Annotated in this window: 20 protein-coding genes; 8 read left to right on the top strand and 12 right to left on the bottom strand. The window is 68.2% G+C overall.

The annotated features are described in order from the left end of the window. Positions 1 to 40: 40 nt before the first annotated feature. The 3 genes from hemE to ACODSU_RS14295 form a co-directional block, all read right to left on the bottom strand. The gene (gene hemE, locus ACODSU_RS14305) at positions 41 to 1,153 is read right to left on the bottom strand and encodes a uroporphyrinogen decarboxylase (RefSeq protein ID WP_488842766.1); all 1,113 of its coding nucleotides are present in this window, start codon (positions 1,151 to 1,153) and stop codon (positions 41 to 43) included. A 154-nt stretch (positions 1,154 to 1,307) separates the two neighbouring features. Beyond that, complete coding sequence (locus ACODSU_RS14300) at positions 1,308 to 2,888, bottom strand: MFS transporter (protein WP_209820563.1); 1,581 nt, start codon at positions 2,886 to 2,888, stop codon at positions 1,308 to 1,310. Between the two features lie 135 nt (positions 2,889 to 3,023). After that, positions 3,024 to 3,575 (bottom strand): MarR family transcriptional regulator, encoded by a 552-nt coding sequence (locus ACODSU_RS14295; RefSeq protein ID WP_488842765.1) that lies wholly within the window; start codon positions 3,573 to 3,575, stop codon positions 3,024 to 3,026. A gap of 117 nt (positions 3,576 to 3,692) precedes the next feature. Between ACODSU_RS14295 and ACODSU_RS14290 the strand changes: the two genes are divergently transcribed. From ACODSU_RS14290 to ACODSU_RS14275, 4 genes are all read left to right on the top strand, one after another. Beyond that, complete coding sequence (locus tag ACODSU_RS14290; RefSeq protein ID WP_488842764.1) at positions 3,693 to 4,646, top strand: Bug family tripartite tricarboxylate transporter substrate binding protein; 954 nt, start codon at positions 3,693 to 3,695, stop codon at positions 4,644 to 4,646. Then, complete coding sequence (locus ACODSU_RS14285) at positions 4,643 to 5,971, top strand: sulfatase family protein (protein WP_488842763.1); 1,329 nt, start codon at positions 4,643 to 4,645, stop codon at positions 5,969 to 5,971. The genes ACODSU_RS14290 and ACODSU_RS14285 overlap by 4 nt, the downstream gene beginning before the upstream one ends. Before the next feature lie 84 nt (positions 5,972 to 6,055). After that, entirely contained in the window at positions 6,056 to 7,024 is a 969-nt protein-coding gene (locus tag ACODSU_RS14280; RefSeq protein WP_488842762.1) for a helix-turn-helix domain-containing protein, read from the top strand. Between the two features lie 184 nt (positions 7,025 to 7,208). Then, a complete protein-coding gene (locus ACODSU_RS14275; RefSeq protein WP_488842761.1) occupies positions 7,209 to 7,937 on the top strand; it encodes an alpha/beta hydrolase in 729 nt (242 codons plus the stop codon). A gap of 79 nt (positions 7,938 to 8,016) precedes the next feature. Here ACODSU_RS14275 and ACODSU_RS14270 read toward each other — a convergent pair whose 3' ends face one another. Further along, positions 8,017 to 8,919, bottom strand: coding sequence for a LysR family transcriptional regulator (locus ACODSU_RS14270; protein ID WP_209820569.1), 903 nt, complete (start codon positions 8,917 to 8,919; stop codon positions 8,017 to 8,019). Positions 8,920 to 9,070: 151 nt separating this feature from the next. Between ACODSU_RS14270 and ACODSU_RS14265 the strand changes: the two genes are divergently transcribed. Genes ACODSU_RS14265 through ACODSU_RS14255 form a run of 3 tightly spaced genes read left to right on the top strand, consistent with a single transcriptional unit; the run spans position 9,071 to position 10,800 of the window. After that, the gene (locus ACODSU_RS14265) at positions 9,071 to 10,054 is read left to right on the top strand and encodes a TerC family protein (RefSeq protein ID WP_060987433.1); all 984 of its coding nucleotides are present in this window, start codon (positions 9,071 to 9,073) and stop codon (positions 10,052 to 10,054) included. A 27-nt stretch (positions 10,055 to 10,081) separates the two neighbouring features. Continuing rightward, the gene (locus ACODSU_RS14260) at positions 10,082 to 10,240 is read left to right on the top strand and encodes a hypothetical protein (RefSeq protein ID WP_165836520.1); all 159 of its coding nucleotides are present in this window, start codon (positions 10,082 to 10,084) and stop codon (positions 10,238 to 10,240) included. A gap of 17 nt (positions 10,241 to 10,257) precedes the next feature. Further along, positions 10,258 to 10,800: a DUF2062 domain-containing protein gene (locus ACODSU_RS14255; RefSeq protein WP_488842760.1), complete on the top strand. Its 543-nt coding sequence runs from the start codon at positions 10,258 to 10,260 to the stop codon at positions 10,798 to 10,800. 167 nt (positions 10,801 to 10,967) lie between these two features. Here ACODSU_RS14255 and ACODSU_RS14250 read toward each other — a convergent pair whose 3' ends face one another. The 4 genes from ACODSU_RS14250 to ACODSU_RS14235 form a co-directional block, all read right to left on the bottom strand. Next, the gene (locus tag ACODSU_RS14250; RefSeq protein ID WP_488842759.1) at positions 10,968 to 11,936 is read right to left on the bottom strand and encodes a Bug family tripartite tricarboxylate transporter substrate binding protein; all 969 of its coding nucleotides are present in this window, start codon (positions 11,934 to 11,936) and stop codon (positions 10,968 to 10,970) included. 92 nt (positions 11,937 to 12,028) lie between these two features. Beyond that, on the bottom strand, positions 12,029 to 12,286 hold the full coding sequence (locus ACODSU_RS14245) for a DUF2783 domain-containing protein (RefSeq protein WP_488842758.1): 258 nt from the start codon (positions 12,284 to 12,286) through the stop codon (positions 12,029 to 12,031). 26 nt (positions 12,287 to 12,312) lie between these two features. Next, on the bottom strand, positions 12,313 to 13,965 hold the full coding sequence (locus tag ACODSU_RS14240; protein WP_488842757.1) for an FAD-dependent oxidoreductase: 1,653 nt from the start codon (positions 13,963 to 13,965) through the stop codon (positions 12,313 to 12,315). Between the two features lie 26 nt (positions 13,966 to 13,991). Continuing rightward, on the bottom strand, positions 13,992 to 14,951 hold the full coding sequence (locus tag ACODSU_RS14235; RefSeq protein WP_488842756.1) for an MBL fold metallo-hydrolase: 960 nt from the start codon (positions 14,949 to 14,951) through the stop codon (positions 13,992 to 13,994). Positions 14,952 to 15,093: 142 nt separating this feature from the next. On the opposite strand from ACODSU_RS14235, the gene ACODSU_RS14230 reads away from it, so the two are divergent. Continuing rightward, positions 15,094 to 15,903: an IclR family transcriptional regulator gene (locus tag ACODSU_RS14230; protein WP_043565733.1), complete on the top strand. Its 810-nt coding sequence runs from the start codon at positions 15,094 to 15,096 to the stop codon at positions 15,901 to 15,903. Positions 15,904 to 15,915: 12 nt separating this feature from the next. On the opposite strand, the gene ACODSU_RS14225 is transcribed toward ACODSU_RS14230, so the two are convergent. The 4 genes from ACODSU_RS14225 to ACODSU_RS14210 all read right to left on the bottom strand — a co-directional run bounded on the left by ACODSU_RS14225 (position 15,916) and on the right by ACODSU_RS14210 (position 20,812). Beyond that, a complete protein-coding gene (locus tag ACODSU_RS14225; protein WP_488842755.1) occupies positions 15,916 to 17,238 on the bottom strand; it encodes an O-acetylhomoserine aminocarboxypropyltransferase/cysteine synthase family protein in 1,323 nt (440 codons plus the stop codon). A gap of 104 nt (positions 17,239 to 17,342) precedes the next feature. Beyond that, positions 17,343 to 17,858 carry a CoA-binding protein gene (locus tag ACODSU_RS14220; protein WP_295943236.1) on the bottom strand — a complete coding sequence of 172 codons (516 nt, stop codon included), beginning with the start codon at positions 17,856 to 17,858 and terminating at the stop codon, positions 17,343 to 17,345. A gap of 40 nt (positions 17,859 to 17,898) precedes the next feature. Beyond that, positions 17,899 to 18,513, bottom strand: coding sequence for a thioredoxin family protein (locus tag ACODSU_RS14215; protein ID WP_488842754.1), 615 nt, complete (start codon positions 18,511 to 18,513; stop codon positions 17,899 to 17,901). A gap of 46 nt (positions 18,514 to 18,559) precedes the next feature. Then, complete coding sequence (locus tag ACODSU_RS14210; protein WP_488842753.1) at positions 18,560 to 20,812, bottom strand: protein-disulfide reductase DsbD family protein; 2,253 nt, start codon at positions 20,810 to 20,812, stop codon at positions 18,560 to 18,562. Between the last annotated feature and the right edge of the window lie 18 nt (positions 20,813 to 20,830).

Below are 20,830 nucleotides of genomic sequence, written 5' to 3'. Positions count from 1 at the left end.
GCCGGGTGCGCCGCGCGGTCTGGAGCACTCGCCCGGGCGATCAGCCCTGGCGCTGCGCGCGCGAGTGGCTATGCACCGCCTCCACCAGCGCCGCCACATGCTCGGGCGGGGTGAACTGGCTGATGCCGTGGCCCAGGTTGAAGATGTGCGTGGGGCCGGTGGTGCTGCGGTCGGTGTGGGGCTTGCCAAAGCTGTCGAGCACGGCATGCACTTGGGTGACGATCTGCGCAGGCGGCGCAAACAGCACGTTGGGGTCGATGTTGCCCTGCAGTGCCTTGCCGGGGCCGCCCACCTGCCCGCCGACGATGGCGCGCGCCTTGCCCAGGTTGGCCGTCCAGTCCAGGCCCAGCACCTCGCAGTCGATGTCCTTCATGTCTTCGAGCCAGATGCCGCCGCCCTTGGTGAAGACGATGCGCGGCACGTCGGTGCCATCCACGCCGGTGCGTTTGAGCTGGGCCAGCACACGCTTGGTGTAGGCCAGGCTGAATTCCTGGAAGGCGCCATCGGCCAGCACGCCGCCCCAGCTGTCAAAAATCATCACGGCCTGGGCTCCGGCGTCGATCTGGGCGTTGAGGTACGCGGCCACGCTGTCGGCATTCACGGCCAGGATGCGGTGCATCAGGTCGGGGCGGCCGTACATCAGCGTCTTGACGAGACGGTAGTCGTCCGATCCCTTGCCCTCGACCATGTAGCAGGCCAGCGTCCAGGGGCTGCCCGAGAAGCCGATGAGCGGCACGCGGCCGTTGAGCGCCTTGCGGATGCTGGTGACCGCATCGAACACGTAGCGCAGCTTGTCCATGTCGGGCACGGCCAGCCCGGCCACGGCGGCTTCGTCGCGCACCACCTTGGCAAAGCGCGGGCCTTCCCCCTCGGCGAACGAAAGGCCCAGGCCCATGGCGTCGGGCACGGTGAGGATGTCGCTGAACAGGATGGCCGCGTCGAGCGGAAAACGCTCCAGCGGCTGCAAGGTCACTTCGGTGGCGTAGTCCACGTTGGTGGCCAAACCCATGAAGCTGCCTGCCTGGGCACGCGTGGCCTTGTATTCCGGCAGATAACGCCCCGCCTGGCGCATGAGCCACAGGGGCGTGTAGTCGGTGGCCTGGCGGCGGCAGGCGCGCAGGAAGGTGTCGTTGGCAAGGGGGGCGAAGGTCATCCTGTGATTGTCGCAGGCCGACTGGCCGCCTTGGCGCCCCGCTGGCGCCAGAAATTGACGCGCATCAAGCCAGTGCACCCGCGGAACCGGCTTTGCCGGGCCGCCGGGTGCGTCCCCCCTCAGGGGGAAGACGCGAAGCGGCTCAGGGGGGGAGCTATCGTTCAGCGATGTAGTGCGACATCCGCACGACTTCGCCCGGCGCCAAGAACGCCCGCACTTCCGTCTCCAGCGCCTGGTCGGCCATGGTGGCGCGGGCGCGCTGGTGCAGGTAGTCGGCCCAGGACTCGACGATGAAGCGCTCCACATAGCGCGAGGGCTCGCCCAGGTCCTTGTACACGCGCCAGAAGGTGGCGCCGTCGCGGCGGCGCGGGGCCTTCATGCGGCTGATGGTGTCGAGGAAGGCGGCGTCGGTGCCGGGGGCGATGCGGTAGCCCACTTCCACGGCCACGGGGCCCGCCTCGGGCAGGGGCTCGGCCTCGATGAAAAGCTCGTCCCAGGGCGTGGCCTGGGTTACCTCGTGCAGCGCACCCATGCGCAGCGGCATGGGGCGGGCCAGCAGCAGGCCCACGCCCATCAATGCGGCGGCGACGCAGAGCGTGGGCGTGAGGCCCAGGATGTCCGACGCCGCGCCCCAGAAGGCCGAGCCCATCGCAAACGCACCCAGCGCCGCCACCATGTGCATGGCCACGGCGCGCGAGCGCACCCACTGCGGCGCGCTGGCCTGGGTGGCGGTGTTGAAGGTGGACATGGCCGACATCCAGGCCGCGCCTGCAAACAGCATGGCGATGTAGACCACCCAGGTAATGTGGGTGAGTGCCGCCACCAGCATGGCGATGCCAAACACGACGCCGCCCGTGCCCACGATGACCTCCATGCCAAAGCGTGCGCGCAGCCGCCCCAGCACCAGGCCCACGCCCACGGCGCCCGTACCCAGGCAGCCCATCAGCAAACCGAAACCCGGCGCTCCCGTGCCCAGGCGCTGCGCAATCACCGGCAGCAGCGCCCACAGGGCCGAGCCCGCGGCGCTGAAGGCCATCACGCGCACCAGTTGCGCCAGGATCATGCGCGAGTGCCAGGCAAAACGCAGGCCGCTCAGCGTGCCGCCCCACAGGCGTTCGGCGGGCAGTTTAGAGGGCGGGTGCGCCTTGGGCGGCCAGCGGCGGATGGACTCCCACATCACCAGCGTGGTGGTCACGGTGATGGCAAACACCCAGCCCGCGCCCAGCTGCGCAAACACCAGGCCCGCCAGCGTGGGCCCCACCGCGCGCGCCGCGTTGTAGGCAATGCTCACCGCGGTGATGGCCTGGGGCCACTCGTCGCGCGGCACGGGGTCGATGACCGACGAGTTCCACGCGGGTGTGAGCACCGCCGTGCAGCAGCCACACACAAACACCAGGAACAGCACCGAGGCCGACCCGCCCCAGCCGCCCAGCACCAGCAGCGTGAGCAGTGCGCTGGCCCCCGCCTGCGCCAGCAGTGCGCCAGAGATCAGGCGCCGCCGGTCGGTGGTGTCGGCCAGCACCCCGGCGGGCAGGGCCAGCAGGAACATGGGCATGAACACGGCGGTCTGCACCAGCGCGGCCAGGAAGGAGGACCCCGTCAGCTCCACCATGAGCCAGGCAGCTGCCATGGTCTGCATGCCACTGCCCACAAAAAAGATGCCGCCACAAATCCACAGGCCCCGGAACGCGGGTTGGCGCAGGGGGCTCCACAAAGAGGTCGAGTGCTGGGACATGGAGGGTGGCGTTGGGTGTGCGTGGGTCGTTGTGGGACAAGGGGAGCGCGTGCGTGCCGTGGGCGGGTGGCTCAGGGCGGGTTTGAGGATATCGCCGGTTCCCCGTTTTGGGGCAACTCCATCCTGCAAACCCCCTCAATCCACATGCCGTCCACCGCGCAGCCGGTAGGTGCGTGGCACGTCGGTGCGGGTGGCAACCAGCGCCTCGGCGCGCCGCTGCATGTCGGCCAGGGCCTGGTCCAGGCCTGCCACCGCCTCGGCACCCAGCCCGGCCAGCAGCTCCTGGTTGAGCGCCTTGACCTGCGGAAACAGCTCGTCGTGCACGGCCTGGCCCGCCGTAGTGAGCGACAGCCGGGCCTGGCGCCGGTCGCCGGGCATGGCGTCGCGGGTGATGAGCTTCTTGGTCAGCAGCGAGGTGATGGCGCGCGAGGTGCGGGCCCGGTCCAGCCCCAGGCGCTGGGCCAGCTCGGCCGGGGGCATGCCGGGGTGCTGCGCCAGCATCATCATCAGCCCCCACTCGCGGCGGGTGATGCCGTAGCCGCCTTCGCACAGCCGCACCACCAGGCTGCCCGCCACCGCGATCAGGCGGTTGAGGCGGTACATCAGCAGGTCGTTGGCGGCCTGCGGGTGGGCCAGCCGGTGGCCGGACGCGGCGGGTGAGTTCGGGGCCGGGGCTGGCGCAGACATCAGGGTATTTCCGGGCAATGATTGATTAGATCAATTGATTGTGTGGCCAATACAGTCCGGCCATCCACCCCCTGCGCGGCTGCGCAGGCCCTGCCATCGCCCCTGGAGATTTCGACCATGCGCAAACCCCTTGCTGTTGTGCTGACCGCCGCACTCGCCCTGTGCGCCACCCTGGCCCAGGCGCAGGACACCCCGCTGCGCATCGTGGTGGGCTACGCCCCCGGCGGCGCTACCGACCGCGTGGCCCGCATCGTGGCCGACAAGCTGGGCAGCAAGCTTGGCACGCCCGTGATCGTGGAGAACAAGACCGGCGCAGGCGGCCGCCTGTCGGCCCAGGCTGTCAAAGCCGCGCCCGCCAACCAGCCCACGCTGCTGCTGGCCAACCCCGCCGTGATGCTGGTGGCGCCGCTGGTCTTCCCTGACGCGGGCTATGACCCCGAGCGCGACTTCCGCCCCGTGAGCCACGTGAACAGCTACGAATTCGGCGTGGCCGTGGGCAGCGCCGTGCCGGTCAAGGAGCTGCCGCACCTGATGGCCTGGCTCAAGGCCAACCCGGACAAGGCCAACTTTGGCGTGCCCGCCACGGGCAGCCTGCCGCACTTTTTTGGCCTGATGGTGGGCGACGCCGCCAAGGTGCGCGCCGAGGTGGTGGGCTATCGGGGCTCGGCGCCCCTGCTGAATGACCTGCTGGGCGGCCAGGTGCCGGTCGCGTTCGACACCTTCGACACGCTGCTGCCGCAACACGAGGCGGGCAAGATCCGCATCCTGGCCGTGTCGAGCGCCAAGCGCAGCGCGCTGGCGCCCCAGATTCCCACGTTCAAGGAAGCCGGCATGGACCTGGCCGCCACTGGCTGGAACACCTTCTTTGCCCCCATGAGCATGCCCAAGGCGCAGGCCGAGCGCCTGGCCGGTCTGATCCATGAGGTGATGAAAGACCCCGACACCCAGCGCAAGTTCGCAACCGCCAAGATGGAGCCCGTGGTGGCGACCATGGCGCAGACCGAAGCCATGCTCAAGGCCTACCGCGCGCAATGGGCACCCGTCGTACAGCGCTCGGGCTTCAAGCCATGACCACCCGCCCCAACATCATCTTCATCGTTGCCGACGACCTCGGCTATGCCGACCTGGGCTGCTATGGCGGCCGCGAAGCGGCCTTTGGCCCAGTGTCGCCGGTGCTCGACCAGCTGGCGGCCAACGGCCTCAAGCTCACGCAGGGCTATTCCAATTCGCCCGTCTGCTCGCCCACACGTTTCGCGCTGATGACGGCGCGCTACCAGTACCGCCTGCGCGGCGCGGCCGAGGAGCCCATCAACAGCAAGAGCCGGGGCAGCACCACGCTGGGCCTGCCGCCCGAGCACCCCACGCTGCCGTCGCTACTGCGCGCATCGGGTTACCGCACGGCGCTGATGGGCAAGTGGCACCTGGGCTACCCGCCCACGTTCGGGCCGCTGCGCTCGGGTTACGAAGAGTTCTTTGGACCCATGTCGGGCGGGGTGGACTACTTCACCCACTGCAGTTCCAACGGCGCCCACGACCTGTACCTGGGCGAGGAAGAAAAGCAGCAGGACGGCTACCTCACCGACCTCATCACCGACCATGCGCTCGACTATGTGCAGCGCATGGCGCCGGGCGCACAGGCCGGCACACCGTTCTTCCTGAGCCTGCACTACACCGCGCCCCACTGGCCCTGGGAGACGCGCGACGACGAGGCGCTGGCGCAGGAGGTGAAGACGAACCTGTTCCACCTGCACGGCGGCAACATCGAGACCTACCGCCGCATGATCCACCACATGGACGAAGGCATCGGCCGCATCATGGCGCTGCTGGAGGCAAAGGGCCTGGCGCGCGACACGCTGGTGGTGTTCACCAGCGACAACGGCGGCGAGCGTTTCTCGGACAACTGGCCGCTGGTGGGCGGCAAGATGGACCTGACAGAAGGCGGCATCCGCGTGCCCTGGATTGCCCACTGGCCTGCCGTGATTGCGCCGGGCGGCGTCAGCGCGCAGACCTGCATGACCATGGACTGGTCGGCCACCATGCTCGATGCTGCCGGGGCCGCTGCACATGCGGACTACCCGCTGGACGGCCGCTCGCTGATGCCGCTGCTGCGCGATGCCAGCCTGCACGACGAGCCCCCGCTGTTCTGGCGCATGAACCACCGGGGCCAGCGCGCCATGCGCCATGGCGTGTGGAAGTACCTGCGCGTGGATGGCAACGACTACCTGTTCAACCTGGCCGACGACGAACGCGAGCGCGCCAACCGTGCGCCTGTGGAGCCCGACCGCCTGCGGGCCATGCGCGCCGCGTGGGAGGCGTGGAACGCATCCATGCCCGCCATTCCTGACGACGCCACGGTGAGCCTAGGGTATTCGGTCAAGGACATGCCGCAGCGCTGAACCCGGCGAGCATGCAAGTTAGCGGGCGGACGGCAGGGCTTGCCCTGTTGCCTGCCACGCTCGCTTGCCGGTAGATTGGGCGCCATGCCCGCCGTGTCTGCGCCCTCGTCCCCCGCTGCTCTGCGCCAGTGGACCACCGATGTGGTGGCGCCGCCCGCGCGCCTGGACTACTGGGTGGGTGCGATCTGCGAGGCGTTTCTCGAGATGGATTGCAGCTCCCGCGAGGCACCGCTGTTTGGCGGCGAGCTGCAAAGCCTGCCGGTGGAGACGCTGTCCATCAACCGCGTGCGGGCCTCCACCCAGGATGTGTTTCGCACGCCTGCTGGCATCGCGCGCAGCCGCCAGCTGCCCTTCTACCTGATCGGCCAGGCCGAGACCGCGTGGCATGTGCGCCAGGACGGCCATGTGGCCCACCTGCGGCCGGGCGATGTGGTGCTGCTGGATTCGGCACGGCCGTACGAACTGCACTTTCCCGAAGGCGTCCACTGTGTGTCGCTGCAGCTGCCGCGCACCTGGGTGGGGCAGTGGCTGCAGCAGGCCGAGGCGCCCGGGCCGCGCGTGGCCTGGCGCGACCAGGGCTGGGGCCAGAGCCTGGGGGCGCTGGCCGTGCAACTGGCACGCGAACCGGCCTCGGCGCAGGCCCTGCCGCCCGCCTTGCTGTCCGACCACCTGGGGGCGCTGCTGTGCGCGGCGCTGGAGCCACCCCAGCCACCCGCCCCCACCGCTGCGCGCAGCCTGCATGCCCACCTGTGCGCGTTGCTGCGGGCGCGCATCGACCAGCCCAGCCTCTCGGCCCCAGCGCTGGCGCAGGAGGCGGGCGTGTCGCTGCGCACCCTGCACCGGGCGTTTGCGGCGCAGGGCCATACCTTTGCGGGCACCTTGCGCGAACTGCGCCTGGCGCGGGCGGCTGAGCTGCTGCGCCGCCCCCAGCTGGCCCATGTGGCCGTGGGCGAGATCGGGCGGCGCTGCGGCTTTGCCGACCCCTCGCATTTCGCACGCGCCTTTCAGAGCGCCATGGGCGTGTCGCCCGCGCAGTGGCGGCGCGGCGGCTGATTCCGTTTCCCAATCATCCGTGTCGTTGTGGCTTCGCCTTGCCGTGCTGCACGGCGGTGGAGCTTTTGGCACACCCAGCACAGCCGGCTGGCACGCGCAGGCCATTCAGCGCCGCCCGGTGTTTCTAAGGTAGCGGCAGGGCGGTTTGCCCGGTTCTGCAAAACAACCTCAAGGAGACACACACATGCCGGATACCTATGTCCTGGTCCATGGCGCCTGGCACACCGGTGCCGAGATGGAAGCCACCGCCACCCATCTGCGCGAGCGCGGCCACACGGTGCACTGCCCCACGCTCGCGGGCAACCGCCCCGGCGACGACCGCGCGGCCACGGGTCTCGCCGATGCGGTGGATTCGCTGGCGGCCTTCATCGATAGCCAAGGCCTGACCGATGTGCGCCTGGTGGGCCACAGCTATGGCGGCATGGTCATCAGCCACATGCCTGCGCGCTTGCCTGGGCGCATCCGCCGCCTGGTGTACTGGAACGCCTTTGTGCCGCAGCCGGGCGAGTGCCTGAACGACCTGGTGCCGCCACACTACCGCGCACTGTTCGATCAGGTCGCGGCCAGCAACGGCAACGCCGTGATGCTGCCGTACCCCATCTGGCGCGAGGCCTTCATCAACGACGCCGACGAGGCCCTGGCGCAAAGCACCTACGCGCTGCTCAACCCCCACCCCTACCGCACCTTCACCGAACCCGCACAGCTGCCCGTGCCGCTGGCCGCGCTGGAGGTGGGCAAGAGCTACCTGAACGCGCAGCAAGACACCGCGCTGCCCCACAGCCTCCCGTGGCACCCGCGCCTGTCGGAGCGGCTGGGCCTGTTCCGCCTGGTGGAGTGCCCGGGCAGCCACGAGCTGTGCTTCTCCGACCCGGCATCGGCCGCGCTGCACATCGAGCGGGCCGGGCGCGACTGACAGGCCCTGCGCAGGGGGTATGCGTCGGTTTTTGAGTGTTTTTGGCCCCAAGCGCTAGATGAATATGCGCTAGCAGCTATTAATTCAATAGCGTTCCGCCCTGGCCCGCCTCCAGCAGCCGCGTGAGCAGCGGGTGCATCACCTTGCGCGCGCTGTAGATCAGGTGGAACTGCTCCTGCACGTCGGGCGCGGTACCCACCTGCACCAGCCCGTGGGTTTGGGCCAGGTGCTCGCCCAGCGATACCGGCGCGGGCATCACGCCCATGCCGGTGGCGGCAAAGGTGCTCAAGAGCGCGCTGTCTTCAAACTCGCCGGCAATGTGCGGGCGGATGCGTTCGCGCTCCAGCCAGTGGTCGATGCGCGCGCGCATGGCGGCGTGGTCGGTGGGCAGCAGCACAGGCACCACGGCCAGGCTGTGCGGGAAGTTGTTGGCCGCCGCCTCGGCCCACAGCGGCGGCGCGTACCAGGCAATCGCGCTCGTGCCCAGCAGTTGGCTGGTGGTGCGCAGGGCGGGGTTGGGGGGCGCGGCGCGGTCGGCCAGCACGGCATCGAGCTTGTGCAGCGCCAGCTCGCCCAGGAGGGGCTGGAACTCGCCCTCGTGGCACAGCAGGCGCAGGTGGGGCTCGTCCAGCACGGGGGTCAGCAGCCGGTGTACGGCCAGTTTGGCAATGCCGTCGGAGATACCCAGGTTCAGCCGCAACGTCTGGCCTGTGGCGGCCTCGCGCACGCGCACGGGCAGCAGCTCGCCCAGCGCAAAGATGTGGTCGGCCTCGTGCAGCGCAGCCACGCCCGCGTCGGTCAGCACCAGGTTGCGGCCCTCGGTGCGCAGCAGGCTCACGCCCAGCGACTTTTCCAGCTCGCGCACCTGGGCGCTGATGGTCTGCACGGCCATGTCCAGCCGCTCGGCGGCGCGGGCAATGCCGCCCTCCTTGGCCACCACCCAGAAGTAAAAAAGATGGCGGTAGTTGAAGCTCTGGCTCATGGGGTTTTCCAATGGGAGAGGGTTTTGGTTCGTAAAAACCGAACCAATACTACTGTGATCACAGGTTTTAAAGAAGTACATCGGCCCCTACAGTGCGGGGCTTGGGCGCCCGGCTGGTCTGGGCGTGTGAGGGCATCTTTGGAGAAACTCGATGGAAACAATCGGAACGTGGTGGATGTGGGCGGGATTTGCCGTCTTCGTGGTCATCGCTATTGGCGTGGACCTGCTGGTCATGGAGCGCCAGGGCGCGCACAAGGTCACCATGGGCGAGGCCGCGCGCTGGAGCCTGTTGTGGTTCTCGCTGGCCTTTGTGTTCGTGGCCATTCTGTGGTGGTACCTGGACAGCAGCCAGGGGCGCGAGGTCGCCAACACGGTGTCCATGCAGTTCATCACCGGCTATCTGGTGGAGAAGAGCCTGTCGGTGGACAACATCTTCGTCTTCCTGATGCTGTTCAGCTACTTTGCCGTGCCACCGCAGTACCAGAAGCGCGCGCTCATCATCGGCATCATCGGCGCCATCGTGCTGCGCACGCTGCTGATCCTGGCAGGCGCGTGGCTGCTGGCCACCTTCCACTGGCTGCTGTATGTGTTCGGTGCGTTCCTGGTCGTCACGGGCGTGAAGATGTGGTTTGCCGCCGGGCAGGAACCTGACATCGCCACCAACCCGGTGCTCAAGTTCCTGAAAAAGCGCATCCGCATCACCGACCAGTTCGACGGTGAAAAGCTCTCCACCATGATCAATGGCGTCAAGCACTACACGCCGCTGTTCGTGGTGCTGATCCTGATCGGCACGACCGACATCATCTTTGCGGTGGACAGCATCCCGGCCATCTTCGCGATCACCAGCGACCCGTTCATCGTGCTCACGGCCAATATCTTTGCCATCCTGGGCCTGCGTGCGCTGTACTTCCTGCTGGCAGACCTGGCCGACCGCTTCCACCTGCTGGCCTATGGCCTGGCGCTGGTCCTGGTCTTCATTGGCGGCAAGATGTTGCTCATCGACTTTGTGAAGATTCCGATTGGCTATGCGTTGCTGGTCACGGCCACGCTGATCGCCGGGTCGATCTTCCTGTCGCTGCGCAATTCGGGCGAGGCGGCCAAGGGCGCCCCACCCGCACTGCCCCCCAAGGCCTGATCGCTGCCGAACCGGGAGACTTGAGCCATGGATCTGATCGAATCGGTGATGCTGTGCATGTTGTTGGGCTTGGTAGGGGCCACAGCCATGGCCTACCACGCTGAGAACGAGCCGCGCGACGTGAACCTGCTGGTGGGCCTCACCGCCTTGTGGGGCGCCGGCACTGCGGTAGCCTTCGTCGCATGATGCAGCCGCTGTGTCGCTTGCGCCGATGGTTGCGCGCGCTGGAGCCCCGGGCTCGCCAGCTGCTGGACCGCAGCTGGCTCGCGCAGTTCCAGCCCTGGCTGGAGCGGCGCGCGCTGTTCCGCTTCCAGCGCCAGCCGCTGGCGCGCGGGGTGGCGGCGGGCATGTTCTGCGGCCTGATCCCCGGGCCGCTGCAGATCCCGGGCACGCTGCTGGTGTGCGCCTGGCTGCGCGGCAACGTGGTGGCTGGGGGCGTGGCCACCTTCTATACCAACCCGCTCACCACGGTGCCGCTGTATGTCATGGCCTTCTACCTCGGGGCGCTGGTGATGCCCGGCGCGCAGACGCTGCCCGCCTGGAGCAGCGTGGCGCCTGGGGGGGAGTTCACGGTGCAGGCCCTGGGCACCTGGATGCAGGCGCTGGGCACGCCGCTGCTGATCGGCCTGCCCACCCTGGGACTGCTGCTCGCAGCACTGGGCTACGCCACCGTGCAGCTGCTGTGGCTGGCCCCCGCCCTGCACCGCAAACGGCGGCTGGCACGCTGCCGATCAGCCGCTGCGTAACGCGCGGATCGGCGCTGCCCACTTTCCGAAACGCGAGGCTCGGCAGAGCCTAAAGTCCACAGGCGGCAAAACTGGCGCGCGGCCATCGCCAGTGCCACCGTGGAGCTGGCTTCGCCAAGCCACGGGTGGCGACCCCCTGAGGGGAAGCGGCGCAGCCGCTCAGGGGCTCAATCCAGCTTGACGCCCACCTTGGTGATGACGCGGCCCCACTTCTCGCGCTCCGCCCGCGCAAAGCTGCCCATCTGCGCCGCAGTGCCGGGCATGGGCTCCACACCCAGGGCCTGCAGTCGGGCCTTGGTGCGCGTGTCCGCCAGTGCCGTCTGCAGTGCCTTGCTGAAGTTCGCTACCACATCGGCCGGCGCGCCGGTGGGCACCACCAGGCCTTGCCACGCAAAACCTTCAAAACCTTGCAGGCCCTGCTCGGAAATCGTGGGCACATCGGGCATGGTGGTCACGCGCTGCGGGCTGGCCACGCCAATGGCGCGCACCTTGTTGCCCGCGAGGAACGGGTACACCGTGGCGCTGTCGATCCACATCGCAGGCACCTGGCCGCCGATCACGTCCTGGATGGCCGGGGCTGCGCCGCGATAGGGCACATGCGTGAGCTTGAGACCGCTCTGCTCGCGGAACAGCTCGCCCACCAGGTGGTGCGGGCTGCCCGGCCCCGCCGACGCCCAGTTCACGCCATCGGCCTGGCCCTTGGCCCAGGCCATGAACTCCTTGAGGTTCTTGGCCGGCACGCTGTTGGACACCACCAGGAACATCGGAAAGCGCACCAGCAGGCCCACGGGCTGGAAGTCCTTTTCGGCGTTGTAGGCCAGCTTGCTGAACAGGAACGGGTTGGCCGCCAGCGTGGCGAAGTCGGCCGAGAACATCAGGTTGCCGTAGTCCTTGTTGCGCGCTGCGTACTCTGCGGCGATGTTGGTGCCCGCGCCGGGCTTGTTGTTGATGATGAGGGGGCGGCCCAGCGTGGCCGACATCGATTCGGCAATGGTGCGCGCGACGATGTCCGAGCCGCCGCCCGCCGCGTAGCCCACCACCCATTCGAGTGGCTTGGAATCCTGGGCGTGGGCCAGGGGCAGGGTGGTGGCCAGTGCCAGGCCCGCAAGGGTGGCGAGGAAATGTTTGCGCTGCATGGTGGTGTTGTCTCCGTAGTGGTCAAAGTTCAAGGCGGGTCGGACCCCGCACCGTCTGCGCGGTGCTGAAGTGCCAGGTGAAAAGGTGCGGGCTAGGCCGCCACCGCGTGGGTGGGCACCACGGGCGTGATGGCCGGGGTGGTGCGCCGGTCGGCCGTGGGCACGGCACTGCCGCGCGCCAGTTGCAGCGCGTGCTGCAGCGTGGACTGGTCGCCGATATGGTTGGCCAGCAGCAGCACCAGGCGTGCGTTCATGGCGTGGCTCTCGGGCGTGGACAGGCCCTGGTGCGCGGCAATCAGCGCTTCATAGAAGTCGTCGCAGGCCTGCAGGTTCGGTTGGGTGTTCAGCATGGGCATGTTCCTTGTCGTCTTCCTGGTCAGACGGCTGCGCCCGTCGCACGGGCCAGTGCGCTGCGCACAGCCGCTTCGGTGGGCGTGCGCCAGCGTGCGCACACATGCTGGTCGGGCCGCACCAGGTACACGGTGCGCGGCAGCGCATCCAGCCGCTGGGCGGCCAGCGCCTGGTGGTCGATCACGTCAATGCCGATCTGCAGCACCTTCACACCGGGCAGGTCATGGGCCCATGCCGGAGCCGGGCCAAACACCAGCAGCGTGAAGTCCGGCCCCAGCTCGCGCAGCAGCCAGGTGGGCTGGCCCTGTTTCGTCAACGGTGCATCCAGCAGCACGGCACCGGGCACCTGGGTGCCTGCGAAGTGATCGGTATCCGGCGTGTTCAGCGGCGACTGGTGCAGCGTGGCCGGCACCGACAGGCGCCCGCTGTTGACGATGCGCCGTGCAAAGGCGTGTTCACGCGCCAGGTGCAGCGCCGCGTCGCGGAACAGGCGGCTCACCTCGCTCTTGGGCGTGATGAAGTCGGTGGCGCGGGTGGAGTTGCACAGGTTCTCGTCGGCCGCGTATTCGCGCTCCGGCCCATAGGTGGCCACCAGCGTGGGGCTGGCGCGGCCTTGGAGCACCCAGTCCAGCTTCCAGGCCAGGTTCTCGGCGTCCTGCACGCCGCTGTTGGCACCGCGTGCGCCGAAGGGCGACACACCATGCGCGCTGTCGCCCGCAAAGATGACGCGGCCGTGCACGAACTGGTCCATGCGCAGGCAGGCAAAGGTGTAGACGCTGGCCCAGTCCAGCTCGAACTGTGCATCTGCACCCAGCAGCGCCTTCACGCGCGGAATGATGTTCTCGGGCTTCTTTTCTTCTTCGGGGTCAGCGTCCCAGCCCAGCTGGAAGTCGATGCGCCAGACGTTGTCGGGCTGGCGGTGCAGCAGCACGCTCTGGTTGGGGTGAAAGGGCGGGTCGAACCAGAACCAGCGTTCGGTCGGGAAGTCTGCATCGCCCGCCAGCTTCACGTCGGCGATCAGGAAGCGGTCCTGAAAGATGCGCCCCTTGCTCTCCAGCCCCAGCATCTGCCGCGTGGGCGAGCGTGCGCCGTCGCAAGCTACCAGCCATTGCGCATCCATCTGGTAGGCGCCCTCGGGCGTGTCGATGCTCAGCAGCGCGCCATCGGGGCGGCTTTGTACGGCCGTCACCTTGTTGTGCCAGCGGATGTCGATGCCCGGCAGCTGCAGCGCACGCTCCACCAGGTAGGCCTCGGCGTAGTACTGCTGCAGGTTGATGAAGGCGGGGCGCTCGTGGCCTTCTTCGGGCAGCAGATTGAATTCATACAGCTGCTCGTCTTTGAGGAACACCTTGCCCAGGTTCCACGACACGCCCTTGTCCACCATGCGCTGGCCCACGCCCAGGCGGTCCCAGATCTCCAGCGTGCGCTTGGCAAAGCAGATGGCGCGCGAGCCGATGGAGAGCTTGTGGTCGTTGTCCAGCACCACCACGCGCTGCCCGCGCTGGGCCAGGTCAATGGCGAGCGACAGGCCCACGGGGCCCGCGCCGATCACCGCGATGGGGTGCTGCGCAGGCGTGGCGCTGTTCTGGTCGGGCGAGCGCACGTAGCCGAAGTCGATGGCCTGCACCTCGGCGCCACTGGCGTGGAAGGCCTCGCGGGGAATGTCTCTGGGGTTCATTTTTTGTCTCCTCCAACCTCGGCGGTTCAGCCTTCCAGGGCTTTCCACATTTGAATGTCGCGTTCAGCGGTCCAGATGCGTGGGTCCGGGTATTGCGTGGCCTCGTCGTACGCCCGGGTCACGTCAAACGGCATGCAGTGGTTGAAGATGACCCAGTGGCCGTACTTGGGCTGCAGTTGGGCAAACGTGGCCTCGTAGACCTTGCGCAGGTCCTCGCCCTTGGCCGCACTGGCCTTCACGCTCTCGTACAGGTCGCTGATGAAGGCGCGCGTGCCTGCCAGGCCCGCCTGCACCTGCTCGGGCGTCTGCAGCGCGGCGCCACGGCCGGGCACCAGCTTTTCGGGCTTGAGGGCTGCGATGTTGTCCAGGGTCTGCGGCCAGTCCTGGAAATACGCGTCGCCCGCATACGGCGTGGCGTCGAACTCCACCAGGTCGCCGCTGAACAGGATCTTTTCCTGCGGCAACCAGGCCACCGTGTCGCCCTTGGTGTGGCCCCGGCCCAGTTGCAGGATCTGCACCTCCAGCTTGCCCAGCCACAGGGTCATCTTCTTGTTGAAGGTCATGGTCGGCCAGGTCAGGCCGTCCGGCACGCTCTCCACGTTCTGGAACAGGCGCGGAAAGCGGCCGATCTCGCTGTCCTTGTCGAACTGGCCGCGCTCCACGATCAGGCCGCGGGTGTCCTCGCTGGCAATGATGTGCTCGGCACCGTAAGCGCTGGCACCCAGCACGCGCACTGCGTGGTAGTGCGAGAGCAGGACGTATTTGATGGGCTTATCCGTCACCTCGCGGATGCGGCGGATGACGTCCTGCGCCATCACGGGCGTGGCCTGGGTGTCAATGACCATCACCGCGTCGTCGCCAATGATGATGCCGGTGTTGGGGTCGCCCTCGGCCGTGTAGGCATAGGCGTGGTCGGAGAGCTTGTCGAAGCTCACCTTCTTCACTTCGAGGTCAGCGGCGGAGGCAAAGGTTTTGACGGTGCTCATGGTGTTGATTTGTTAATGGCGAATGCATTTATCTAAACGGAACGCGTTGATGTTAGGCAAGAAATTTGTTTATGTCTAACGCATTTGTTTAGGTGTAAACCCGAAGAGCGTGTGGATGCTGCGCTGCGTGGACAATCGCCCCATGCCCACCACGACTCCTGACCTGCCCCCCGCCGACGACGAAGACACGCCCCGCAGCCCGCGCGGCATCCAGAGCGTGGAGGTGGGCGGCCAGCTGCTGAAAGTGCTGGCCCGCACCGGTCGGCGCATGGCCCTCAAGGACCTGGCCCGCGCGGCGGACATGACGGCCGCCAAGGCCCACCCCTACCTGGTGAGCTTTGGCAAGCTGGGCTTGATCGAGCAGGATGCCGTGAGCGGCCACTACGGCCTGGGCCCCTTGGCCATGCAGCTGGGCCTGATCAGCCTGCAGCAGGTGGACCCGGTGCGTCTGGCCATTGCCGAGCTGCCCGCGCTGGCCCAGCGCATTGGCTACACCGTGTCGGCCTCGGTCTGGGGCGACAACGGCCCTACCATCATTCGGGTGGAAGAAGGCCCCACGGCCGTGTACGTGGCCATGCGCCACGGCACCACGGCCTCGGTGCGGCACACGGCCACGGGCAAGGTGTTTGCAGCCTTCGGCCCGCGCGAGCGCGCCGCCGCCGCGCTGGCGGCCGAAGGGTTTGCGGGTGCGCTGGATGAGCCCGCGTTTGCGGCCGAACTGGAGGCCGTGCGCCAGCACCAGATCAGCGAAGTGACCGACCAGCTCCTGCCCGGCATTAGCGCGCTGGCCACGCCGGTGTTTGATGGGTTCGGGCAGCTGGTGCTGTGCATCGCCGTGATCGGCCCCAGCGCCACGCTGCAGACGGGGCCTGCGAGCCCGGCGGCGCAGCATCTGCGCGAGGCGGCGCGGAGCTTGTCGCAGCGCCTGGGCGCGCCGGTCGGCCCTGTGTAGGCCGTTGGGCGATCAGCCCGCTGCGCGCCCCAGCGCCTGGTCGATGTCCCACAGGATGTCATCCAGGTCTTCAATCCCCACCGACAGCCGCACCATGTCCGCGCTCACCCCCGCGCGGGCCAGCTCTTCTTCATTGAGCTGCCGGTGCGTGGTCGATGCAGGGTGGATCACCAGCGTCTTGGCATCGCCGATGTTGGCCAGGTGACTCAAGAACTCGCAGGCGTCGATGAACTTCTCACCCGCTGCTGCGCCCCCCTTCACGCCAAACGTGAGGATGCCTGAGGCGCCCGGTGTGCCGTCCACCGCGCGGAACTGCTTTTGCGCCAGGTCGTAGCACGGCGAATCCGGCAGACCGGGGTAGTTGACCCACGCCACCTGCGGGTGACTTTGCAGAAACTTCGCCACGGCCAGCGCGTTGCGGCAGTGCTCGCGCATGCGCAGGTGCAGCGTCTCGGCGCCCTGCAGCAGCTGCCACGCGTTCATGGGCGAGAGCACGCCGCCAAAGGTGCGGTTGACCTCCATTCGCGCCTTCATCGTGTAGCCGAAGTCGCCAAAGGTCTCGTAGAACTTCACGCCGTGGTACGCGCGGCTGGGCTCCACCATCTCGGGGAATTTGCCGTTGTCCCACGGGAACTTGCCACCCTCCACCACCACACCGCCCATGGTGGTGCCGTGGCCGCCGATGTACTTGGTGGCGCTGTGCACCACGATGTCGGCGCCGAGCTGCAAGGGGTTGCACAGGTAGGGGCTGGCCACGGTGTTGTCGATGACGAGCGGCACGCCGTGCGCATGCGCCACCTCGGCCACAGCGGCGATGTCGAGCACGTTGACCAGCGGGTTGCCGATGGTCTCGCCGTACACGGCGCGGGTGTTGGGGCGCATGGCGCGCGCAAAGTTCTCGGGGTCGGCCGGGTCCACAAAGGTGGTCTCGATGCCAAGGCGGCTGAAGCCCACGCCCAGCTGCCCCACCGTGCCGCCATAGAGCGTGCTGGCCGCCACGATGTGGTCGCCGGTTTTGAGGATGGCCAGCAGCGCCGCCATCTGCGCGGCCATGCCGCTGGCGCAGGCGAGCGCCGCGCGGCCGTTTTCAAGGCTGGCGATGCGCTCTTCAAAAACAGCCACCGTGGGGTTGCTGATGCGGCTGTAGACGTTGCCGAAGGTCTGCAGGTTGAACAGGCTGCTCGCGTGCTCGGCGTTGTCGAACACAAAGCTGGTCGTCTGGTGGATGGGCGTGGCGCGCGCGCCGGTCACGGGGTCGGGCTGGGCGCCGGCGTGGATGGCGCGGGTGCCAAAGCCGAAGTGGCGGTCGGCGCCGTTGGATGTGGGCTCTGTCATGGCGGTGGCGCAGCCCGCAGTGCTGCGCAGGGGGTTGGGTGAAGGAATTTGAATGAAATAGGCCGCAAGCGCTAGTGCAATATGCGCTGGCAGCTATCAATTTGCTAGTAAGGCAGCTGCCGCAAGCGCTTGGCGCTGATCACGCGCGTGTTCACGCCCATCCAGCCCAGGCCACCAAACAGCCGGGCATGTTCGATCTTCACGCAGCGGTTCTGGATCACCTGCAGCCCGGCGGCCTCGGCGCGCAGGCCTGCGGCCTCGTTGAAAACGCCCAGCTGCAGCCACAGGCACTTTGCGCCGATGGCGACGGCCTCGTCGGCCAGCGGCGGGATGTCCTCACTCTTGCGAAAGCAGTCCACCATGTCGATCTTCTGGCCCTGCGCTGCCAGCGCGGCAGCCGCCTCGGTCACGCTGGCGTAGGCCGTCTCGCCCAGGATCTGCCCGCCCTCACGCGCCACCAGCGGGTTGACCGGCACGATGCGGTAGCCGTGCGCCTGCATGTACTTGGCCGCAAAGTAGCTGGGGCGGTGCCACTGCGGCGAGAGGCCCACCACCGCGATGGTGCGGCAGGCGGTCAGCAGGTGGCGCAGGGTGCTGATGGTGTCGGGGGTGTGGAGCATGCAAACAGTGTACGCATGCCCTCGGGTTCGCAGCGGCAGGTCAGGCCGGCGACTTGTACTTGATGCTGCACCCATACGGCGCCGTCGTCGTCGCCGAGATGGGCTTGCCTGACAGCGCCTCGGCCAGCCCCACCTTCACATAGTTGGTGGCCTTCTCGATGTCGGCCGGGTGGGCTGAGGGGATGCTGTCGATGCCGCCCGCGTAAATGAGCTGGCCCTGTGGGTTGACGATGTACAGGTGCGGCGTGGTGCGTGCGCCGTAGCTCTTGCCCACGGTGCCTTCTTCGTCCATCAGCACGGCGGTGGGGGTGGCCTTGCGCTCCTGCTTCCAGGCCATCAGCTTGGCGGGCTCCAGGTAGTCGCTGCTGGCTTTTTCGGTGGAGTTGATGGACAGCCAGACCACGCCTTGGCCGGTGGCGTCTTTTTGCGTGGCGGGCATGTTGCCGCTGTCGTAGTGCTTGCGCACAAAGGGGCAGCCGGGGTTGGTCCATTCCAGCACCACGTGTTTGCCTTTGAAGTCCGACAGGCGCACGGTCTTGCCGTTGGTGTCCTTGAGCGTGAAGTCGGGCGCGGGCTGGCCCACGGTGGCGGCTGCCTGGGCGCCCAGGGCGACAAGGGCGGCGGTGGCAATCAACGTTCGGCGAAGCAACTTCATGGCGGGGTCTCCTGAAGGGTTGGCGGGTGGTCGAAAGCGGGGAGGGCTACAACTGGGCGATGGTGGCGCGCACCTCGTCCACGCTGAGCACCTCGGTCAGCACCACCGGCGGCTTGCCGGGGCGGTAGAACACGTACACCGGCACGCCGCTGCGGCCCAGCGACGCCAGGGCGGCGGTGATGGCAGGGTCGCGTCGCGTCCAGTCGGCGCGCAGCAGGGCCACGTTCTTGGTTTGCAGGTCGGCGACCACGTTGGCATCCGCCAACGTGGTCTTCTTGTTGTATTGGCAGGTCACGCACCAGGCGGCGGTGAAGTCCACAAACACGGGGCGGCCACCGGCCACGATCTGCTCGGCCGCGCCGGGTGCCCAGGGCTGCCAGCCGGTGGCGGAGACCTGCGGGGACGACGCGGCCGCCTGCGCGGCAGGCATGTTGGTGACGTGCGGCGCAAAGGTCCAGACCAGCAAGGCCATGGCCGCGATGGACACCGTGGCCATCCACACCCGCGCCCGCCCGGCCAGCGACAGGGCCCACACCACCAGCGACAGGCCCACCAGCAGGATCAGCAGCGCCCCCGCGCCGTCGATGCCACTTTGCTGGCCCAGCACCCACACCAGCCAGACGACAGTGGCCAGCATGGGGAAGGCCATGAGCTTGCGGAAGGTGTCCATCCACGCACCGGGGCGGGGCAGGGCGCGCGCCACGGCGGGCACAAAGCTGGCCGCCAGGTACGGCAGCGCCAGCCCCAGCCCCAGCGCGGCAAACACTGCCAGCGCCTGGGGCGCAGGCAGCGTGGCTGTCAGCCCCATGGACGCGCCCATGAACGGCGCCGTGCAGGGCGAGGCCACGGCCACAGCCAGCACACCGGTCAGAAAACTGTCGGCCACCGGGTGGCGCGCCTGAAGGCTGGCCACCGAGGAGGGCAGGAAATGCCCAAACTCGAACACGCCCGCCAGGTTGAGCGCGATCAGCGTGAACAGCGCTGCCAGCGATGCCACCACAGCGGGCGACTGCAGCTGAAAGCCCCAGCCCACCGCCTCGCCCGCTGCGCGCAGGCCCAGCATGAGCGCGCCCAGGGCAATGAACGACAGCACCACGCCTGCCGTGTACGCCATGCCGCTGATGCGGTGCGCGCGCCGGTCTTGCGCATGCTGGGTGAAGCCCACCACCTTGATCGCCAGCACCGGGAACACGCAGGGCATGAGGTTAAGAATGAGCCCGCCGAGCAAGGCGCCCAGCAATGCGGCGGTGAGGGTGAGCGACGAGGCGCCAGAGCCAGCAGCTGGTGTTGCCGCGCCGCCCGCCTGCGCCGCATTCGCCTTGAGTGCGGCTTCCAGGGCGGGTGACACGCTGGCCACCGATGCGCCCTGCGGCCAGGTGCCCAGCACCTTCAGTTCGGCGCGGTAGCCGGTGCGGGTGTCGGGGCCGGTGCCGTGGCCCGGGGCCGCCTGCTCGGCCAGCACCACGGGCATCAGGCTGGGGCTGGCGCTGCGCTGGGCGGACAGGGGAATCTGAGCGGTCCACACACTGCCGTTCCAGGCCTGCTTCCACTGCGCGGCGTTGTCGATGACCTCGGCAGTTTCGGGGAACAGGTCCAGCGTCTTGCCGCGCAGCGCCACGGGCAGGCCCTGCACGCTGACGTTGAGCACATTGCCGTCCGCAATCTGCGCCTGGCTGTCGGGAACGACGCCGTTGGTGCCCGCCAGCACGGGCTGGGGCAGGGCCTTGGCGGCGGCCTCGAAAGCCGCGCCGTTGAGCGCCGTGGTGCTCTGGATAGGCAGTTGCAGCGTGAACTCGCCCTCTTCAGGAATGCACTCCTTGCGGCACACCAGCCACGAGGCGCGCAGTTTGATCGTCGCGTCCTTGGCCAGCGGCCCGGGGGCGTAGGTGCTGGCCACCGTCACGGGAACAGGCAGCAGCACCGTGCCTTCGTAGCCATAGTTGGCCAGCGTGCCGATGGGGATCTTCTTGGGCAGGGGCCAGGCGATCTCGCCCGCGTCCAGCCCGGCGGGCAGCGTCCAGGCCAGGTCGGTGGGCAGGCCGGAGTCGCCGGGGTTCTTCCAGTAGGTGTGCCACTCGGGCTGGTGGGTGATCTGCAGGCCCAGCCACAGCGGCTGGCCGGGTGCCACGCCCTGGGGCGCATGGGCCAGCAGCTCGGCCCGCACATAGGGCGTGGTGACCACGCTGGTGCCCTGGCCGGTTGTTTTGGTGCCCAATTGGGCGATAGCGCTAGTCCATAAAGCGCTGGCAGCTATAAAAAAGAGAGTGGCTGCAAGGCGGTGGAACAGGCGTGAAGGCATGGTGCAGTGTGGGAGCGG

The organism is Acidovorax sp. FG48, assembly GCF_057809085.1.
This window is presented reverse-complemented; position numbering and strand designations above follow the sequence as displayed.

Excerpts from the sequence above, each read along its gene's own strand:
- hemE (WP_488842766.1), bottom strand. The coding sequence starts at position 1,153 with ATGACCTTCGCCCCCCTTGCCAACGACACCTTCCTGCGCGCCTGCCGC.
- ACODSU_RS14300 (WP_209820563.1), bottom strand. The coding sequence starts at position 2,888 with ATGTCCCAGCACTCGACCTCTTTGTGGAGCCCCCTGCGCCAACCCGCG.
- ACODSU_RS14295 (WP_488842765.1), bottom strand. The coding sequence starts at position 3,575 with ATGTCTGCGCCAGCCCCGGCCCCGAACTCACCCGCCGCGTCCGGCCAC.
- ACODSU_RS14290 (WP_488842764.1), top strand. The coding sequence starts at position 3,693 with ATGCGCAAACCCCTTGCTGTTGTGCTGACCGCCGCACTCGCCCTGTGC.
- ACODSU_RS14285 (WP_488842763.1), top strand. The coding sequence starts at position 4,643 with ATGACCACCCGCCCCAACATCATCTTCATCGTTGCCGACGACCTCGGC.
- ACODSU_RS14280 (WP_488842762.1), top strand. The coding sequence starts at position 6,056 with ATGCCCGCCGTGTCTGCGCCCTCGTCCCCCGCTGCTCTGCGCCAGTGG.
- ACODSU_RS14275 (WP_488842761.1), top strand. The coding sequence starts at position 7,209 with ATGCCGGATACCTATGTCCTGGTCCATGGCGCCTGGCACACCGGTGCC.
- ACODSU_RS14270 (WP_209820569.1), bottom strand. The coding sequence starts at position 8,919 with ATGAGCCAGAGCTTCAACTACCGCCATCTTTTTTACTTCTGGGTGGTG.
- ACODSU_RS14265 (WP_060987433.1), top strand. The coding sequence starts at position 9,071 with ATGGAAACAATCGGAACGTGGTGGATGTGGGCGGGATTTGCCGTCTTC.
- ACODSU_RS14260 (WP_165836520.1), top strand. The coding sequence starts at position 10,082 with ATGGATCTGATCGAATCGGTGATGCTGTGCATGTTGTTGGGCTTGGTA.
- ACODSU_RS14250 (WP_488842759.1), bottom strand. The coding sequence starts at position 11,936 with ATGCAGCGCAAACATTTCCTCGCCACCCTTGCGGGCCTGGCACTGGCC.
- ACODSU_RS14245 (WP_488842758.1), bottom strand. The coding sequence starts at position 12,286 with ATGCTGAACACCCAACCGAACCTGCAGGCCTGCGACGACTTCTATGAA.
- ACODSU_RS14240 (WP_488842757.1), bottom strand. The coding sequence starts at position 13,965 with ATGAACCCCAGAGACATTCCCCGCGAGGCCTTCCACGCCAGTGGCGCC.
- ACODSU_RS14235 (WP_488842756.1), bottom strand. The coding sequence starts at position 14,951 with ATGAGCACCGTCAAAACCTTTGCCTCCGCCGCTGACCTCGAAGTGAAG.
- ACODSU_RS14230 (WP_043565733.1), top strand. The coding sequence starts at position 15,094 with ATGCCCACCACGACTCCTGACCTGCCCCCCGCCGACGACGAAGACACG.
- ACODSU_RS14225 (WP_488842755.1), bottom strand. The coding sequence starts at position 17,238 with ATGACAGAGCCCACATCCAACGGCGCCGACCGCCACTTCGGCTTTGGC.
- ACODSU_RS14220 (WP_295943236.1), bottom strand. The coding sequence starts at position 17,858 with ATGCTCCACACCCCCGACACCATCAGCACCCTGCGCCACCTGCTGACC.
- ACODSU_RS14215 (WP_488842754.1), bottom strand. The coding sequence starts at position 18,513 with ATGAAGTTGCTTCGCCGAACGTTGATTGCCACCGCCGCCCTTGTCGCC.
- ACODSU_RS14210 (WP_488842753.1), bottom strand. The coding sequence starts at position 20,812 with ATGCCTTCACGCCTGTTCCACCGCCTTGCAGCCACTCTCTTTTTTATA.